Here is a 17,628-nt window from a genome sequence, read left to right on the forward strand (position 1 = left end):
ATTAAAATCTAAATATGTGTTATAATATTTCTATGAATAAAATGAAATATGGAGATTATATTGTCATATTTTTAATAATTTGTATCTCGTTTTCTATGTATTTTTTAACAACAAGAAAAACAAATAATATAAAAAATAAAGCTGTGCAAATTACTATTAATGGACAAGTATACCAAACTATAGATTTAAATAATAATACTAAAACTATATATATAAATTCTGAATTTGGACATAATGTCATAAAATTAGACAAGGGCTTTGTTTTTATGTTTGAATCTGATTGCAATGATCAAATATGCGTAAAAATGGGAAAAATTAAAGATGTAGGAGATAATATAATTTGCCTTCCTAATAGATTATTAGTAAAAATTATTTCTAATGACGATGAAAATTCAGATGAAATGGATATGATTTTGAAATGAAAAAGAATCAAAAAATAATTTATTTATCTTTGTTATCAGCAATGGGAATAATCCTTGGTCTATTTGAAAGTGCTATTCCTCTACCTGTTGCTTTTCCTGGGGCAAGACTAGGACTATCCAATATGGTAGTACTTATTACTATATCTGTTATTGGATACAAAGAAGGGTTCATTGTCTCAATTTTTAAAACAATTCTTTTAGCTCTTGTTACAGGTGGAATTTCAAGTTTCTTTTTTTCTATAGGAGGAGCAGTATTTAGTTCTATATCTATGATAATTGCACATAAATTCTTAATAAGACATATTTCACTTATAGGAATTAGTGAAATAGGATCTTTCTTTCATAATTTGGGACAAATTACAGTAGCTAGTTTAATAATGCAAAGTACTACGATTTTTGTTTATTTTCCAGTGCTTGTTTTGCTGGGAATTTTTACAGGTTTTTTTGTAGGTTTAAGTTCAATATTTATTGTTGATAACATTAATATAAGGGAATTGGAGAAATAAATGAGAAATATAATTTTAGCATCTGGTTCACCTAGACGTAAAAAAATTTTAGAACAATTTATTAATTTTCAAATACAAACACCAGATATAACTGAAATAAAAGATAATTACTTTAAAGCCAAAACTACAGTAATGGCATTAGCTTTTGAAAAAGGCATTCACATAGCAAATAAAAATAAGGATTCTCTTATAATATCATGTGATACAATTGTCGAGTATGGCGGTTTATTATTAGGAAAACCCAAAGACCGAAAAGAAGCTGAAAGTATGCTAGAAAACTTGAGTGGAAAAACACATAATGTTTATAGCGGTTATTCTCTAATTTTATTGGGTGAAAATATTAAATATGTGGATTTTGTAAAAACAATTGTTAAATTCAAAAAATTGAGTCAACAAACAATTAATAGTTATCTAGATACTAATGAATATGTAGATAAAGCTGGAAGTTATGCAATACAAGAAAAGGGAGCTCTCCTAATTGAAGAATTTAAGGGAGATTATTTTAATGTTATTGGTCTTCCAATTTCTCAAATTTATGATGATTTGAAAAAACTTTTTAATATAGATTTAATGGGGTTTAAATGAATTCTAATAATTTAATAAAATACACAATTAAAGAAATGCCTGAGGACGAACGTCCACAAGAAAAATTAATAAAATACGGGCCAGAAATACTTTCGAATTCAGAACTTCTTGCTTTGATTATTAGAACTGGCACTAAAAATGGCGAGACTGCAATAGATACTGCTCGAAATATATTTCAAAAATTAAAGTCCGAGAATGATAAAGATGGGCTAAATGCACTTAAAAATGCAAGTTTAAAACAACTAATGACTGTTGATGGTATTGGTGAAGCTAAGGCGGCAATGATTATGGCTGCAGTCCAATTAAGTGTTAGACTCTCCCAATCCAAATATGACACAAAAATACGAATCACAACGCCTTCCATTGCAGCAAATTATGTAATGAGTGAAATGAGTTCCTTAAAATCGGAACATTTTAGAATAATAACTTTAAATACAAAAAAAGAAATTAATTATATTAGAGAAATTTCAAAAGGAATCATTAATATGACAGTAGTTCATCCAAGAGAAATATTTCGCACAGCTATAGAAGATAATGCCCATAGTATTATTTTGTTACATAACCATCCTACAGGTGATCCTAAACCATCAAATGCAGATATATCATTAACTGAAAAATTAGTTCAATCTTCTAGAACTATAGACATTGAAATTCTAGACCACATAATTATAGGTGATAATAATTATTTTAGTTTTTTAGAGAAAGGTTTAATATAATGAATATAATTGGAATAATGCCCGCAACAGGAGGAATTGGTGCTACAACTACTTCGATTAAATTAGCGAGCGTTTTAAAAAATACTTTACTAATAGATTTTAATAATGGTTTTCGTACTATTGATATTTTAATAAATGAAACTGATATTATATATGATATTTATGATTTTACTTATAATATAGATAATAACCTAGTTATAAAAAATACAAATAATTTTGATTTTATTGCTGCTAGTCAGAGTAAAGATATAGAAGATTTTAATTTAGATAATTTAAAAGAAAAATTATTATCATTAGATTATGAGAATATTATTATTGATTTGCCAAGAAATAGCCAATACATTAAAAAGATATCATATATGTTAACTGAGCTAATCATGATTTCTGATTTTGAAGATACATCAAAAAGAAATTTAGAAAAAATCATATATGAATCATTTAAAAACAATAGAAATATTAAATTAGGTATAATTTTAAATAAAATCCAAAACTTAGATATAAAAGAAATTACTGAATTCTCGGATAATTTAAAAATAGCTAAACTTTTAGAGATTATAGAATTTAAAGAAGAATTTTCTGAATTTTATGATGATGATTTTAATAATTTAAACAGATTTATCAATGATGAAGAAATAAAATTGAAAGATTTAAATCGTTTGTCAACTGATAGTAAGATAAGGAAAGATAAGAATGAAAAGAGGACATGGATACAAAAATTCTTTGGAAACTAATTTAGACACTTATTTGTTTATTGATTTTAATTATGGCTTGATTGGATATGTTGAAAATAATACTTTAATGAGAATCAGCGATATCAATGAGGATAAGCTAGGTAATATTTATAGAGCAAGGATAACTAATATTGATAAAAATCTAAATGCTGCTTTTGTAGATATTGGAGAAAAACATAAGGCTTTTTTAAGAATTGATGCAAAAGATGAAATATATGAATCAGATATTAAGATTTTACAAGTAATTAAAACTCCTAAAGATAAAGGTTTAAAATTATCAAAAGAAATATCATTGCCTAATAGATATTTTGTGATTTTTCCCTTTGAAAAATTTGTTAAGTTTTCTAAAAAATTAGGAGATGATTTTATTTGTAATAATAAAATGGAATTAGAGAATATAAGCCAAAAGTATAGAGTTGGTATTCTTGTTCGTACAGAAGCTAGTAGTCTAGATGATAAGATTATGTATAAATACTTAGAAAAATCCTTAATACCAGCTCTTAATATTAAAACTGAAGAAAATAAATTACCAGTACCTAAACTTTTATATAAAGCAGATAAAATTAAAGATTTTTTATCTGAGTTTGCACTCAATATTCCTCTTATTAGTAACAATAAAGAATTTAATGATAAAAGATTTGATTGTATTTTTGATGATGGTTTTTCTATAATATTTTATGAAGATATTTTAAAAAAATATAAAAGCTTTTTTAAATCCAATATTGTCCTAGAAAATGGCTCAAGAATTTTAATTGAGAAGACACAGGCTCTTACAGTTATAGATATTGACACCTTTAAATTTAATTCATCAAAAACTCATAACTTTGAAAGAACAGCATATGTTGTCAATAGTGGTGTTATTAATGAAATATTTAATCAAATTATAAATAGGAATTTATCCGGTATAATAATAATAGATTTATTAAAAATGAAATCAAAGAAGAATAGAGTTAAAATTTTAAAAGAATTTCGTGAGGTTTTCTTCCAAGATAAGAATATAAAAAACATTGATTTCACTTCTTTGGGTTTGTTAGAACTTTCGCGTAAAAATAATGGCGAAGAATTAAAAAAGAAATTAGGTGATTGATTTGAAAATATGTGCCCTTGGTGACTCAATATTTGCAGGATATCTGGTAAATGGTAAATCTTTGATATATCATTTAATGAAAAAAGGATATTCAATTGATAATTATGGAGTTAATGGCCTCACAAGTGATGAACTTCTAAGCGCTATATATAATATAATTAATTATGATATTTATTTGATACACATAGGTCTTAACGATATTTTAAATGGATATTCGTTAGATAAAATATTCAATAACATTTTAAAAATAATTAAACATCTAGATACTTTTGATTCAAAAATCTACATTTGTTCTCCATATAAATTGGAATATAAAAATGTTTCAAAATCATTATTATTTTTTTAGAGTTTTAACTCTGCTAATAAAAAGATTGAAACATTTGATGAAAAAATTAAAGCTATAAAATCTCATACTAACATTGAAGTTATATCGTTTTATGACTATTCACTTAAAAATCCCATAGGGGATGATTTAATTGATGGTATACATCCAAATGAAAATCTTCATAGAAAATTAGCAAATTATGTGGAGGAATTAATTAATGGACATATTTGATATCTTGACCAAAAAATTTAATTACAGAAAGTTATCTTTTAGAGAGAAGAGTTTAGTATCTGTATGTTTTTTCCTATTTATACAGTTGATTTTTCTTAAATTTTGGATAAATCCGAAATCAAATTACTATGAAGAACTGCATTTTCATAATCAATCTTTGGAGAAAGAAAATATAAATAACGAAGATTACGTTGGATATTTAAATTTTGCAGATGCGAATATAAATAAATTCATAAAAGCCAATAATCTAAGTAAAGATAATATTTATAAAGATATTAATTCAGATAAGGAAATATTAAAAATAGATGGAAATATACCTAAAGATGATTTTAAAAAGATTATAAATATGCCAGATTTTTATGGTTTTAATAAAATTGAACTGAGAAGGATTTCAGAGGACAATTTTACATATTCTTTTGAATCCTTTAAACCTGCCGAGAGAATACTATATAAAGATTTGAAAAATGCTTATTTTTCATATTCATCTGAGTCAAACACAAAAGAAAATAGTGAAAATAATTTGATAAAAGAAACAGAAGAAGCAGTAAAATCACTGGATTTTAAAGAAGTTAATTTAAAAAATAATAATAATAATTTAACAAAAACAAAAAATAATAGTAAAACTAAACAAAATACTAAAAATGCAGATACTATCATATCAAATAATTCTAATATTGATGCTTCTCAAACTAAATCAAATGTAAGTATGCTTGCACAAACAAAACTCTCTGCGAATACAACTGCTAAAATAAAAACAGAAACAGATATAGAAAAAATAATCAATGAAGATGTTCAGACCTCCAATAAATTAGATAATTTTGAAAGAAAGTGTATATTTGATTTATTGAACAATAGCAACATAATAGAATTTCAAAAAGCCAATATTATTTCTTGCAATTTTACTGAGTTATTAGCAAACAGATTTATATTCCTCGAATTAATAGATAATAAAGATTTATTAAATATAGAATTATTTGTACCTTATAATTATAATGGTAATTTTGGTGTAGTAAATGAGTTAGGTGAATATAAAAGATTAGATAGTGAAATAGAAATAGGAAAGTGGAACAACGTAGAATTAAAATTGAACAATATGTCTAAATTTTATTATTTACCAAATGAAGATGGAGAAATTATATTTTATTTGAGAGATGTTTATGAATAAGTATAAAGGTTTTACTTTAATTGAATTAATATTTGTTATATCAATAATACTTATATTAACAATGATGGCAGGACTGAATTATAATATTATTGATAAAATAGAAGGCAATAATCAAATAAAAGAATTAGTATATAATATAAATCAAATGAGAACCTACTCACAGGTCCACAATAAAGCAACAGTTATTGATTTTAATGATAAAGGTTATACATTAAAATTTTCTGGTAAATCTCAAAATTTTAATTTTAACAATAAAGTGAGATTGATAGAAACTAATTTGAATTCTGTTAGGTTCACTGCTAAAGGTAAACCATCCTATAAAAATTATGAAAACTCTGCAGGTACAATTATATATGGAATTGAAAATAAAATATATAAAATAACTATAGAGCCTGTTACTGGAAAAGTAAATTTAAAAAATGTAGAGGAATTAAATGAAGAAAAAATATAATGGACATATAATGATTGACGTCTTAATGTCTTTATGTGTCGTTGGAATTTTAGCAAGTATAATTCTGCCTAATCTTACAACTTTGCTTCATAACAACAAAGCAAATACTACAACTAATAATCTTATTGATTACGTAACATCAAATTTAGAAAATGTAATTTCTAACAACTATCACAATGGTACTCTTGATTTGAACATTGAAAACAGTGAATTTTATGATATAAAATTGTACAATACAAAAGTTGGTCGTTTAAATAAAGTAATAATACAGGGGAAAGATAAAAATTATGATAAAGAAGTACAATTCGAAATATATTTGTGGGATGAGGGGCTATTCTCTAATTGAATTAATTTTAGGAGTTTCCCTATCCATAATTATAATGTCAATTTTGTTATCTGTTTTAAATATAACACAAAAATCTCTAAATATAACATATAAGCAAAATTTGACCGATACAAAAATAATAAGTGCAATAGAATACATAAAAGACGAAATTAGAAGCTGCCATTATTATATAGAGAATAATGGTAAATATTATTTTGTTGTTGATGAAGGCAATAATTACAGATACATAAATTTTGTCAAAAATGGAAGAGATATAAAAAGGAAAGTATCTAATCAAAAAACATTAGTTAAAAATAAAGAGATTTATTTTGAAGGAAACAATATTTTACTTGAAAATTGTGATGATTTTAATATAGAGATTACAGATAATTTAGTAAGAATAAGTATAAGGTTTAAAAACCAATCATTTGATGAAACCTTGGCAATGAGGGCGAAAAAGTATGAAAAAAAATAAAGGCATCATCTACATATATACTATTTTATTAACTTGTTTAATTTCTGTTATAATTTATTTTGTTTATTCCTACATTTCTAAAGGCTCTATATTAAATTTTAGAAGAGAAGATATCATAAATTCTCAATATAAAGCAGAATCTATAATTAATATTCTTGTAGCTGATGAAACTTTTGAGGATAAGTTTAGAGAATTTTATTTGTCCGATGAACCAAATAGAGTTTTTTCACCTACATTTCTACCAGAAAATACAGAATTAGAAAGATGTTTTATAAGTAAAAGCCCAAATTCTCATATGGACGATAAAGTTACTATTACTGTAAGTTCTATGTATAAAAATGTTAAATCAGAAGCAAGACTAATTGCTACCGCAATAAATGAAATATATAAAAATAAAACTGGTATTGTGAATTCATCAAATATAAGACCAAATAATTTAAAATTAATAAAAGAAAAGTTTAATAAATTTGACACTATAGATAAATATAAAATTATAAGGCTAGAAGGTGACTTCATAATAAAAAAAATTAAATCTAATTATTTCGTTTGTGAAGAGAAAATTGTTAAAAATGAAAATGATGAAAATGAAAATATTATTGAAGAGCCAATTCATAAAATTTCGAACACTGACATTTTAATACAAGATAGAGGTACCATAATTTTTAAAAATAGTATAATAAGTTCTATTTTTTTGATAGTTAATGACAAAGTTTTATTTAATGATTATGATATTCATGGTATAATAGTTTTAAATGAGAAAGCACAGGTATCTAAATCGCTAAATTTAAAAGGATATTTAGTCGATTTATATGACAAGAATACATATTCTAATGTAGAGTACAGTGAAAGTATCCTTAAAAAGTTTAGGGATGCATTGCCAAATTATGTGCAATTTGAACCGGTTGCTTTGAACTATTTTGAAACAGAATAACAAATTAGGAGGCTTATATGATTACAGCAGGAGATTTAAGAAAAGGATTAACATTTGAATGGGATGGAGATGTTTTCGAAGTCATTGATTTTCAACATGTTAAACCTGGCAAAGGTGCTGCATTTGTAAGAACTAAAATAAAATCAGTATTAAATGGCGGAATTAAAGATATTACTTTTAATCCTTCTGAAAAATTTGAAAGAGTAGTTATTGAAAATAAAGAAATGCAATACCTTTATTCTGATGGAGAATTATACTACTTTATGGATCAAGAATCTTACGAACAAATTCCTTTAGAAAAAGAGATGGTAGAAGAAGCTCTAAACTTTATTAAAGAAAATGACATGGCAACTATTAATTTTTATAAAGGTAAGGCTTTTAGAGTTACTCCACCAAACTTTGTTGAATTAGAAGTTATTGAGACTGAACCAGGTGTTAAAGGAGATACTTCAAGTGGGGGTTCTAAGCCTGCCAAAGTTGAAACTGGATTCACTCTTAATGTACCTCTTTTCATAAATACGTCAGATGTAATTAGAATTGATACTAGAGATGGAGAATACATGTCTAGAGTATAACATGGAGGATGTTATGGAATATTTACTAAAAAGAATATCGTATTTAAAGGGTTTAGCAGATGGTTATGATTTAGATACATCTACTAATGAAGGGAAAATCTTAAGTGAATTGATTGACATTTTAGGCGACGTTATAGATGAAATGGTTGATTATCGTGAAGGAATTGAAGATTATGTGGATATAATTGAAGAAGATTTGTCAAATCTAGAGGATTATGTCTATGAAGATGATGATTTCGATATTTATGACGATGACGATTTTGATTTCGATAATCTAGAAATTTTTGATGATGAAGATGTAGATTTTAGTGAGGAAGAAGAATAAATTAAAAAGCCCCAAGGGGCTTTTTTTATATGAAATTTAATAAATCAAACTAATGCAAGATTAAAATCTGAAATACTTGAAATTATCAATAAATTGATTATAAATATAGTATTTGGTATAATTATTTTAATAAATTCGGAGGTGTTAATGTGGAAAATTATTTAATAGATGAAAATGTATCAGAAGGACAAATTATGGTTTCTGAAGATGTTATAGCAACTATTGCAACTGTAGCTGCAGAAGCTGTCGAAGGTGTAGTAAAAGTATCTTCAAACTTTAAATCTCAAGTGTCTGATATTTTAAATACAAAAAACATAACAAAAGGTGTTAAAGTCAATATAGGAGAAAAACAAACAGTTGTTGATGTATATATAACTATAGAATATGGAAAAAAAATCGTAGAATTGAGCGAAAAAGTTCAAAAAGCAGTTAAAGATGCAATAGAAAACATGACAGATTTTGATGTCGTTGAAGTCAATATTCACCTATCTGGCATAGCTGTCAAAACTAATAATCAATAAAATGAGTAGAAAAAAAGCACGAATAGGAGCCATGCAATCTTTGTATGCTATGGAAGCCAATGACGATTTTTCTGAACATAATTTAGAGCTATTCCTTGAGAATAATAACTTTTTAGGTGATGAATTAGATTATATAAACCGTGTTATACCTGATTTATTAAGTAATATTGACAAAATAGATTCTACGATTCAAAAAAATTTAAAGGGTTGGACAATGGCAAGACTTGCTAAAGTTGATAGACAAATTCTCAGAATTGCTGTCTATGAATTTTTATTTAAAGATGATATTCCACCTGAAGTTTCCATTAACGAGGCAGTTGAGATTGCTAGACTTTATAGTACAGAAGAATCTCCTAAATTTATTAATGGAATTTTAGGAAGCATTTATAGGAGTTTTTAATTTTGCCAAATAATGCGATTAAAGTTAGTGAATTAAATAGTTATATAAAAAAATTATTAGAAATGGATTACCTACTTAGAAATATAAGTGTAATGGGAGAAATTTCCAATTTAAAGTTCCATTCAAATGGTAATATTTATTTCTCATTAAAAGATGAAAAAGCTAGAATTAATGCCAAGATTTATTCTGCAGACACTGACTTTGATTTTAATTTAGAAGAAGGACTTGAAGTTATAGCTAGAGGTATAGTCTCTTATTATGAAAAAGAAGGTCAAATAAATTTCTATGTGGATGATTTAAAATTAAACGGTGAAGGGAATTTATATCAGAATTTTTTACGACTAAAAAATAAACTACAATCAGAGGGGTTATTTGATTCTAAATTTAAAAAGAACATTGTAAAATATCCTAGCACAGTTGGTTTAATAACATCAGATACTGGTGCAGCAATAAGAGATGTACTAAATATTTTAAAAAAGAGAAATAATTTAATAGATGTTCTAGTATATCCTAGTTTTGTTCAAGGAAAATCTGCTAGCGAAAATGTAATAAATGGTATTAATTATTTCAATAACAAATGCAATGTAGATACTATTATTATTGCTCGAGGTGGTGGAAGTGTTGAAGATTTATCAGCCTTTAATGATGAAAATTTAGCACGCGAGATTTTCGCATCTGAAATTCCAATTATTTCTGCTATTGGCCATGAAGTTGATTTTTGTATTTCGGACTTCGTTTCAGACCTTAGAGCTGCTACACCTACCAATGCCGCAGAACTAGTTACGGGAAGTAAGAAAGATTTGATAAAAGAGCTACTTGACTTAATATCAAATCTTTTTGACTCTTTAAATAAGAAAATTTATAACAAAAAATACCATATTTTAAATATATATAATCGTTTATCAAAAAACAACCCTAATACTTTAATTAATAAAGAATATAGAAAACTTGATTATTATGAAAGATATTTAAATATTTATTTTCAAAAAAATTTAAATTTGCATAAAAATAAATTGATAAGTTATCAAGTAGAGTTAGCAAATTTTAAATTCAAAGATAAATATAATCAAAATTATATAAAAATATTATATATAAATTTAAATAGAAATATTATTTCTAAATTAAATTATTTAAGAAATGATTTATTCTATGATTGGAAATTTATAAATGAAAGCTTTCTTAAGTTTTTGAACAACCTTAAATCAGATTTTAACTATTCATATTTTATTTTAAAGAATTATGAATTGAAAAGAAACTTTAATAGCTACTATTCTAAATTAAACACTAGTAATAAAGTTTTATTAAAGCCTAAGTTTTTATTAGAGATGAAATTGGAAAAATCAAGATTAGAACTTTATAAAAACAGCTTATTTAAATCTTTAAATAAGATTATATATAATATTAGTTTTTATCAAAATAATGAAGCTAAAACTTTAAAATCTCTATATATAAGCATAAATAGAATGTTGGAAAATTCTCAAAAGGTTTTAGACTATAATTTTTTAAAACTTAATACTATATTTAACAATATGAATAAGATTGAAGTTAAAAATTCTGAAGGAAATTTTATTACTAATGCAACAAACCTAACTATTGGAGAAGAAATATCAATAGTTTTTAAAGATGGTATAGTTAAGTCCGAAGTAAAAAATAAAAGAATGAGAAGTGATTAAATGCAAAAAAATTATGAAGATTCTCTCAAAGAATTAGAACAAATTGTTCGCGACCTAGAGTCTAATGAACTTACTCTAGAAGATTCAATTAAGAAATATGAAAGAGGTATAGAACTCTATAAATATTGTGCCACGGTTTTGAAAGAATATGAAGGTAAAGTTAAGAATATTATGCAAGAAAATTCTGATATACTAAAGGAAAATAACGATGATAGATATTAAAGAAATAATAGAAAAATTTAACATTTATTTGAATTCTGCTCTAGATTATGAAGAAAATAATCAACATAAAGTTCTAGAGTCAATGAAATATTCTCTCTTTTCTGGCGGTAAAAGGATTAGGCCTCTTTTATGTATCTTGACCTATTTAGAATTTTCTAAAAATCCTGATCTAGATGAAATTTTGCCGTATGCTGCTGCAATAGAATCTATTCACACCTACTCGCTTATACACGACGATTTGCCTTCAATGGACAATGACGATTTTAGGAGAGGTAAACCTACAAATCATAAGGTTTTTTCTGAAGGTATTGCTATATTAGCAGGAGATGGGCTTCTTAATATGTCCAGTGAATTAATAATTAAATATCTAGACTCACTTGACGATATAAAAGATATAAAAAAGGGAATCAAAGCTATGAAATTCCTTTTAAATTCTTCTGGAGTAAATGGTATGGTTGGAGGACAATCCATCGATATTGATTTAAGCATAAATGAATTTAACGAAGATATCTGTGAAAATATGTATAAATTAAAAACAGCTTCTTTAATTGAAGCAGCTGTTGCAATGGGTGGAATAATTGCTGAAGTGGATGCAGATACTCTTTCCAAACTAAAGAGTTTTGCTTCATCTGTTGGCTTAGCGTATCAATTAGAAGATGATATTTTAGATGAAAATGATGATCCTAAAAGCAATGAAGTTAATATGTTATTATTTAAAGAAAAAGATGAAATTAAAAATTTCATTTTGAAATTGACAGATGAAGGCTTTAAATGTATAGATAACTTAGAATTTAATGAAGGTATATTAAAAGATTTTGTATATAAATTAGTAAATAGGAGTTATTAATGGCAAAGGTCAGAGCAGATATTTTACTTGTAGAACAAGGCTTAGTCAGTTCTAGAGAAAAAGCTAAAAGACTTATAATGGAAGGTAAAGTTTTTACAGGAACACAAAGGATAGATAAACCAGGTGAACAATTAAAAAGAGAAGTACTGCTTAATATTAAAGGACTTGAGAATGAGTTTGTATCGAGAGGCGGACATAAGTTAGAAAAAATGATTGAAAAACATAGTATTGACTTAAATAATAACATATGTGTTGATATTGGAGCCTCTACAGGTGGCTTTACTGAATGTATGTTAAAATATGGTGCAAAAAAAGTCTACGCAATAGATGTTGGCTATAATCAACTTGATTATAAATTAAGAATTGATGAACGTGTGATATCTATGGAAAAAACTAATATACGCTATCTTGATTTTAATTTAATAAAAGAACCTATAGATTTTATTTCAATTGATGTTTCTTTTATATCTTTAGAATTGGTTTTACCAATTGCAGTTGATTTAATGTCTGAAAAATCTAGTATAGTTGCGTTAATAAAACCTCAATTTGAAGCTGGCAAAGATAAAGTTGGCAAGGGTGGAATTATCCGAGATAGAAATGTACATAAGGAAGTTCTAGATAAGATATATAATCTTTCTGATTTACTTGATTTAAATGTTTTAGATATTACTTTTTCTCCAATAAAAGGTACTAATGGCAATATAGAATTTTTGATATATTTAACAAATTATGGTAAAACATCATATGAATATAACCCTGAACAAATATTAAATTATGCTTACGAACAATTAAATAATTAAGGTGAATTATGTTACTTGAATTAAACATTGAAAATTTTGCAATAATTGAAAATATGAAAATTGAATTTGATAGAGGTTTAAATGTCTTGACTGGGGAAACTGGCTCAGGGAAATCTATAATTATAGATTCCTTAGGATTAGTTTTAGGTGCCAGAGCAAATAAAGAAATTATAAAACATGGTGAAAGTTATGCCTATATCGAAGCAATTTTTTCTTGTTACAATGATAATATAAAAAAACTTTTAAAAGAATATGGTTTTGATATTGGCGAGTTAATAGTAATATCTAAAAAAATAAAAATCGATGGCCCCACAGTAACAAGAATTAATAATCGCGCAATAACTACACAATTATTATCAAGAATAGCATCTAAATTGATAGACATATTTGCACAACATGAAACTATTTCATTAATGGACAATAAAAATCAATTAAATCTAATAGACAGTTTTTCTGGTGAAAACCATAAAAATTTATTAAGTCAACTTGAACTGTTAGTATCCAAAATTAATTCATTAAAGAAAAAATATGAAGATAATAAAAATCTTGAGATTAATAAAGAACGTGAGATTAATCTTTTACAATATCAAATTAAAGAAATAGATGAGGCGAATCTAACAGAATATGACGATAATGAGCTTACAGAAGACTATAACAGATACAATAATATGACGGATGCAATAATAAAACTTTCAGAAGCTAAATCCATTATTTCTAGTAGTTATGAAAATAGTAATATTGAAGATATACTCGATAGGGTAATATTGAATGTATCAGAAGTTCTTAAAAATAATAAAGACTTAAAAAATATAAGTGATGAATTAGAAGATATCCGTTATAGAATGACAGATATTTCATCAGAATTGCAAAGATATATCGATTCTTTGGATATTGATGAAGAGAAGCTTAATTACTTACAAAGAAGATTAGATCTTGTTAATTCTATAAAATCAAAATATGGTAATAATATAAAGGAAATACAGAAATTTTATGATAAAAGTTCAGATAGATTAGAATTTTTATTAAATTATGATAAAAAGCTCACAGAATTAGAATTGCAAATAAGAAATTTAGAGAAAGAAGCTAATTCAGTAGCTGCTAAAATTACAGAAAATAGAATTAATACAGCAAAATTCGTTGAAAAAAGAGTAACCGAAGAGATACAAGAATTAAATATTCCTGATGCTAAATTCAAAATTGAGATTGATGAAAAGCCACTTGGTTCTGATGGAAAAGATAAAATTGAATTTTTGATTTCTCCAAATAAAGGTCAGCATCTAATGCCAATGGCAAGTGTTGCGTCTGGTGGAGAGATGAGTAGAATTATGCTCGGTTTCAAAAGTATAATAGCAGAAAAAGATAATATTCCTACACTTGTTTTTGACGAGATTGATACAGGAATTAGTGGCTCTACTGCTCAGATTGTGGGACAGAAGATAAAAAAGCTATCCACTGGAAGACAAATAATTGTTATATCACATTTACCACAAATTGTTGCTTTAGCCGACACGCACTATGCTATTAATAAGAACACAGTTAATGAAAAGACTTTGTCGACAATTACGAAATTAAACAGCGAAGAGAGAGTTAAAGAATTAGCTAGGCTAATTGGTGGAAGTAAAATTAGTCAATCTACATTAATCACAGCTAAAGAGATGATAGGAGATGAAATCAATGGCCAAAGTTGAGAGAACAATGAGTTCAAATAAAATTTTTGATGGGAAAGCTTTAAAACTTCGTGTGGATACTGTAGAAATGGATGGTCAAAAATATACTAAAAGAGAAATAGTAGAAAGGGATTCTAGTGTATGTATAGTTGCCATTACTGATGAAGACGAAATTATACTAGTAAAACAATTTCGAAAACCTGCGGATAAAGAACTTGTAGAAATACCAGCAGGAATGATTGATTTTGAAGAAGAACCTATTAAAGCAGCAATAAGAGAATTAGAAGAAGAAACTGGTTATAAAACAAACAATTGTGAGTATATCTTAGAAATGTATTCAACTCCTGGTTTTTGTGATGAAAAGATTTATATTTTCTTTGCTGACGAGTTAGTAGAAGGAAAACAAAATTTGGATGAATTTGAAGATATTTCTTTTGAAAAAGTAAAATTCGATAAAGCACTCAAAATGATAGAACGAGGTGAGATTATAGATGCAAAGTCTATTACTGGAATCTTACTATATAATCAATTAAGGAGGAATAAATGAAAGAAACCATAAATTTTATTAAAACAAAAATAAAAAGCATACCTAAAATTGGTATTATACTCGGCTCAGGACTAGGAGATTTTGCGACAAATCTAACTGATACTGTTGAATTAAATTATAAAGATATACCTAACTTTCCTCAATCAACCGTCAAAGGACATGATGGCAAATTAATTTTTGGTAAAATTAAAGATAAATATATAGTAGTAATGAAAGGTAGAATTCATTTTTATGAAGGGTATGATATAAAAGATGTTGTATTCCCAGTTAAAATTTTGTCAAAAATTGGTGTCAAGAAATTAATAGTCACTAATGCTGCAGGCGGTTTAAATACCGATTTTAATCCTGGAGACTTAATGCTAATAGAAGATCATATTAATTTAGCTGGGAAAAACCCTTTAATTGGTCCAAATGATGAATCTGATGGTCCAAGATTTTTAGATATGACTAATTGTTATGATAAGGATTTAATCGAAAAGTCACAAAAAATTGCAAACGAGTTAGACCAAAAATTACAAAAGGGTATATACATGTATTTTTCAGGACCTAGTTATGAAACTGCTGCTGAAGTTAGAATGGCCAGAATTTTAGGAGCGGATGCCGTAGGCATGAGTACAGTTCCTGAAGTCATTGTAGCTAGGCATAGAGGTATCAAAGTTTTGGGTATTTCAACAATAACTAATATGGGCACGGGTGTTCTTGATAAACCGCTAGATCATGCCGAGGTAGTTGAGGTTGGTAAAGAAGTTTCAGATAAATTTACAAAATTACTGACTAATATTATAGAGGTGATTTAGTGAATATATTGGATATAATTGAAAAGAAAAAACATGCAAAAGAATTATCCGAAAATGATATTAAATATTTTGTTGAAAATTATGTAAATGGAAATATCCCAGATTATCAGATATCAGCATTATTAATGGCTATTTATTTTAATAAACTAAGTATAAATGAAACTTATTTTCTTACAAAGACCATGATTGACTCTGGAGAAACTATAAAATTAAATTCAGTTCACGGAATTAAGGTTGATAAACATTCAACAGGAGGTGTTGGGGATTCGGTTACTCTTGTATTAGGTCCACTAATGGCATCTGTCGGTTTAGTTTTTACTAAAATGAGTGGAAGAGGACTGGGACATACTGGTGGAACCTTAGACAAACTAGAATCAATTCCTGGTTTTAACATCAACCTTACAGATGATGAATTTATAAATAATCTTAATAAGTCAAATATTTCAATTATAGGTCAAACAGCTAATATTGTTCCTGCCGATAAATTATTATATGCTCTAAGAGATGCTACATCAACTGTTGATAATATAAGCCTAATCTCTTCTTCCATTTTATCTAAAAAATTCGCTTTAGCTAATGATGCTCTAGTTTTAGATGTTAAAGTTGGAAATGGAGCTTTTATGAAAGATGTAGAAGCTGCTTTAGAACTTTCTGAAATGATGGTTTCTTTAGGTAAAAAATTTGGTAGAAATACTAAAGCTATAATTACAAATATGAATGAACCACTAGGAAAAGCTGTAGGTAATTCACTTGAAGTTATTGAAGCAATTGAAACTTTAAATGGTAATGGACCTAAAGATTTAGAAGAAATTTCCATAGTTATCGGTTCCAAACTAATGCACATGGCTGGCATAACAAAAAATGAAGAAGAGGCTAAAAATATTCTTTATAAAAATTTAAATAATGGTAAGGCTCTATCTAAATTCAAGGAAATGGTTGAACTTCAAGGTGGAGATGTTACTTATGTAGACAATACTGATAAATTTAAATTATCTAAAATTCAAAAAAATATTCTATCTAGCGAAGAAGGTTATGTTGAAGAAATAGATGCATTACAGATAGGAATTTCATCAAGAGACTTAGGAGCAGGAAGACTTACTAAAGAAGATAGCTTAGATCTTGGTGCTGGTTTGATTTTAAATAAAAAAATTGGAGATTATGTTAATAAAGGAGATATATTAGCTACTATATATACAAATAAGGAAGATGTTGTAGATGATGTATCCCATAAAATAACGCAAGCTTTTTCTTTTACTAGAGATAAAGTAACTTATGATTTAATTTTAAAGGAAATTGATTAATTT

At 26.4% G+C, this 17,628-nt stretch carries 24 protein-coding genes; all 24 read left to right on the plus strand.

The window, feature by feature from the left end:
• Positions 1-41: 41 nt before the first annotated feature.
• Complete coding sequence (locus tag ABID14_RS00365) at positions 42-422, plus strand: NusG domain II-containing protein (protein ID WP_354366775.1); 381 nt, start codon at positions 42-44, stop codon at positions 420-422.
• A complete protein-coding gene (locus ABID14_RS00370) occupies positions 419-928 on the plus strand; it encodes a Gx transporter family protein (protein WP_354366464.1) in 510 nt (169 codons plus the stop codon). Before ABID14_RS00365 ends, ABID14_RS00370 begins: the two co-directional genes overlap by 4 nt.
• Positions 929-1,513 (plus strand): Maf family protein, encoded by a 585-nt coding sequence (locus ABID14_RS00375; protein ID WP_354366465.1) that lies wholly within the window; start codon positions 929-931, stop codon positions 1,511-1,513.
• Positions 1,510-2,229 (plus strand): RadC family protein, encoded by a 720-nt coding sequence (radC, locus tag ABID14_RS00380; protein WP_354366466.1) that lies wholly within the window; start codon positions 1,510-1,512, stop codon positions 2,227-2,229. Before ABID14_RS00375 ends, radC begins: the two co-directional genes overlap by 4 nt.
• Positions 2,229-2,960 carry a P-loop NTPase family protein gene (locus ABID14_RS00385; RefSeq protein WP_354366467.1) on the plus strand — a complete coding sequence of 244 codons (732 nt, stop codon included), beginning with the start codon at positions 2,229-2,231 and terminating at the stop codon, positions 2,958-2,960. The genes radC and ABID14_RS00385 overlap by 1 nt, the downstream gene beginning before the upstream one ends.
• The gene (locus ABID14_RS00390; RefSeq protein ID WP_354366468.1) at positions 2,920-4,047 is read left to right on the plus strand and encodes a ribonuclease E/G; all 1,128 of its coding nucleotides are present in this window, start codon (positions 2,920-2,922) and stop codon (positions 4,045-4,047) included. The genes ABID14_RS00385 and ABID14_RS00390 overlap by 41 nt, the downstream gene beginning before the upstream one ends.
• A 1-nt stretch (position 4,048) precedes the next feature.
• Complete coding sequence (locus ABID14_RS00395; protein ID WP_354366469.1) at positions 4,049-4,393, plus strand: SGNH/GDSL hydrolase family protein; 345 nt, start codon at positions 4,049-4,051, stop codon at positions 4,391-4,393.
• A 196-nt stretch (positions 4,394-4,589) separates the two neighbouring features.
• The gene (locus ABID14_RS00400) at positions 4,590-5,768 is read left to right on the plus strand and encodes a hypothetical protein (RefSeq protein ID WP_354366470.1); all 1,179 of its coding nucleotides are present in this window, start codon (positions 4,590-4,592) and stop codon (positions 5,766-5,768) included.
• Entirely contained in the window at positions 5,761-6,219 is a 459-nt protein-coding gene (locus tag ABID14_RS00405) for a prepilin-type N-terminal cleavage/methylation domain-containing protein (RefSeq protein WP_354366471.1), read from the plus strand. Before ABID14_RS00400 ends, ABID14_RS00405 begins: the two co-directional genes overlap by 8 nt.
• A gap of 10 nt (positions 6,220-6,229) precedes the next feature.
• Positions 6,230-6,565 (plus strand): type II secretion system protein, encoded by a 336-nt coding sequence (locus ABID14_RS00410; RefSeq protein ID WP_354366472.1) that lies wholly within the window; start codon positions 6,230-6,232, stop codon positions 6,563-6,565.
• On the plus strand, positions 6,507-7,019 hold the full coding sequence (locus ABID14_RS00415; protein WP_354366473.1) for a hypothetical protein: 513 nt from the start codon (positions 6,507-6,509) through the stop codon (positions 7,017-7,019). The genes ABID14_RS00410 and ABID14_RS00415 overlap by 59 nt, the downstream gene beginning before the upstream one ends.
• Positions 7,006-7,950, plus strand: a complete 945-nt coding sequence (locus ABID14_RS00420; RefSeq protein WP_354366474.1) for a hypothetical protein — start codon at positions 7,006-7,008, stop codon at positions 7,948-7,950. Before ABID14_RS00415 ends, ABID14_RS00420 begins: the two co-directional genes overlap by 14 nt.
• Positions 7,951-7,967: 17 nt before the next feature.
• The gene (efp, locus tag ABID14_RS00425) at positions 7,968-8,525 is read left to right on the plus strand and encodes an elongation factor P (protein WP_354366475.1); all 558 of its coding nucleotides are present in this window, start codon (positions 7,968-7,970) and stop codon (positions 8,523-8,525) included.
• Between the two features lie 13 nt (positions 8,526-8,538).
• Entirely contained in the window at positions 8,539-8,850 is a 312-nt protein-coding gene (locus tag ABID14_RS00430; protein WP_354366476.1) for a CD1247 N-terminal domain-containing protein, read from the plus strand.
• Positions 8,851-8,999: 149 nt separating this feature from the next.
• Positions 9,000-9,371, plus strand: coding sequence for an Asp23/Gls24 family envelope stress response protein (locus tag ABID14_RS00435; protein WP_354366477.1), 372 nt, complete (start codon positions 9,000-9,002; stop codon positions 9,369-9,371).
• Position 9,372: 1 nt separating this feature from the next.
• Positions 9,373-9,771 carry a transcription antitermination factor NusB gene (gene nusB / locus ABID14_RS00440; RefSeq protein ID WP_354366478.1) on the plus strand — a complete coding sequence of 133 codons (399 nt, stop codon included), beginning with the start codon at positions 9,373-9,375 and terminating at the stop codon, positions 9,769-9,771.
• Between the two features lie 2 nt (positions 9,772-9,773).
• Positions 9,774-11,444 carry an exodeoxyribonuclease VII large subunit gene (gene xseA, locus ABID14_RS00445; RefSeq protein ID WP_354366479.1) on the plus strand — a complete coding sequence of 557 codons (1,671 nt, stop codon included), beginning with the start codon at positions 9,774-9,776 and terminating at the stop codon, positions 11,442-11,444.
• Complete coding sequence (gene xseB / locus ABID14_RS00450; protein ID WP_354366480.1) at positions 11,445-11,666, plus strand: exodeoxyribonuclease VII small subunit; 222 nt, start codon at positions 11,445-11,447, stop codon at positions 11,664-11,666. It begins immediately after the preceding gene.
• Entirely contained in the window at positions 11,653-12,513 is an 861-nt protein-coding gene (locus ABID14_RS00455; protein ID WP_354366481.1) for a polyprenyl synthetase family protein, read from the plus strand. The genes xseB and ABID14_RS00455 overlap by 14 nt, the downstream gene beginning before the upstream one ends.
• Positions 12,513-13,313, plus strand: coding sequence for a TlyA family RNA methyltransferase (locus ABID14_RS00460; protein ID WP_354366482.1), 801 nt, complete (start codon positions 12,513-12,515; stop codon positions 13,311-13,313). Before ABID14_RS00455 ends, ABID14_RS00460 begins: the two co-directional genes overlap by 1 nt.
• Positions 13,314-13,321: 8 nt before the next feature.
• Positions 13,322-15,001, plus strand: coding sequence for a DNA repair protein RecN (gene recN, locus ABID14_RS00465; protein WP_354366483.1), 1,680 nt, complete (start codon positions 13,322-13,324; stop codon positions 14,999-15,001).
• On the plus strand, positions 14,988-15,527 hold the full coding sequence (locus ABID14_RS00470) for an NUDIX hydrolase (protein WP_354366776.1): 540 nt from the start codon (positions 14,988-14,990) through the stop codon (positions 15,525-15,527). The genes recN and ABID14_RS00470 overlap by 14 nt, the downstream gene beginning before the upstream one ends.
• Positions 15,524-16,324, plus strand: coding sequence for a purine-nucleoside phosphorylase (locus ABID14_RS00475; RefSeq protein ID WP_354366484.1), 801 nt, complete (start codon positions 15,524-15,526; stop codon positions 16,322-16,324). The genes ABID14_RS00470 and ABID14_RS00475 overlap by 4 nt, the downstream gene beginning before the upstream one ends.
• Positions 16,324-17,625 carry a pyrimidine-nucleoside phosphorylase gene (locus tag ABID14_RS00480; protein WP_354366485.1) on the plus strand — a complete coding sequence of 434 codons (1,302 nt, stop codon included), beginning with the start codon at positions 16,324-16,326 and terminating at the stop codon, positions 17,623-17,625. Before ABID14_RS00475 ends, ABID14_RS00480 begins: the two co-directional genes overlap by 1 nt.
• The last annotated feature ends 3 nt before the right edge of the window (positions 17,626-17,628 follow it).

Source organism: Peptoniphilus olsenii, assembly GCF_040545475.1.
Taxonomy (GTDB): Bacteria; Bacillota; Clostridia; order Tissierellales; family Peptoniphilaceae; genus Peptoniphilus_A; species Peptoniphilus_A olsenii.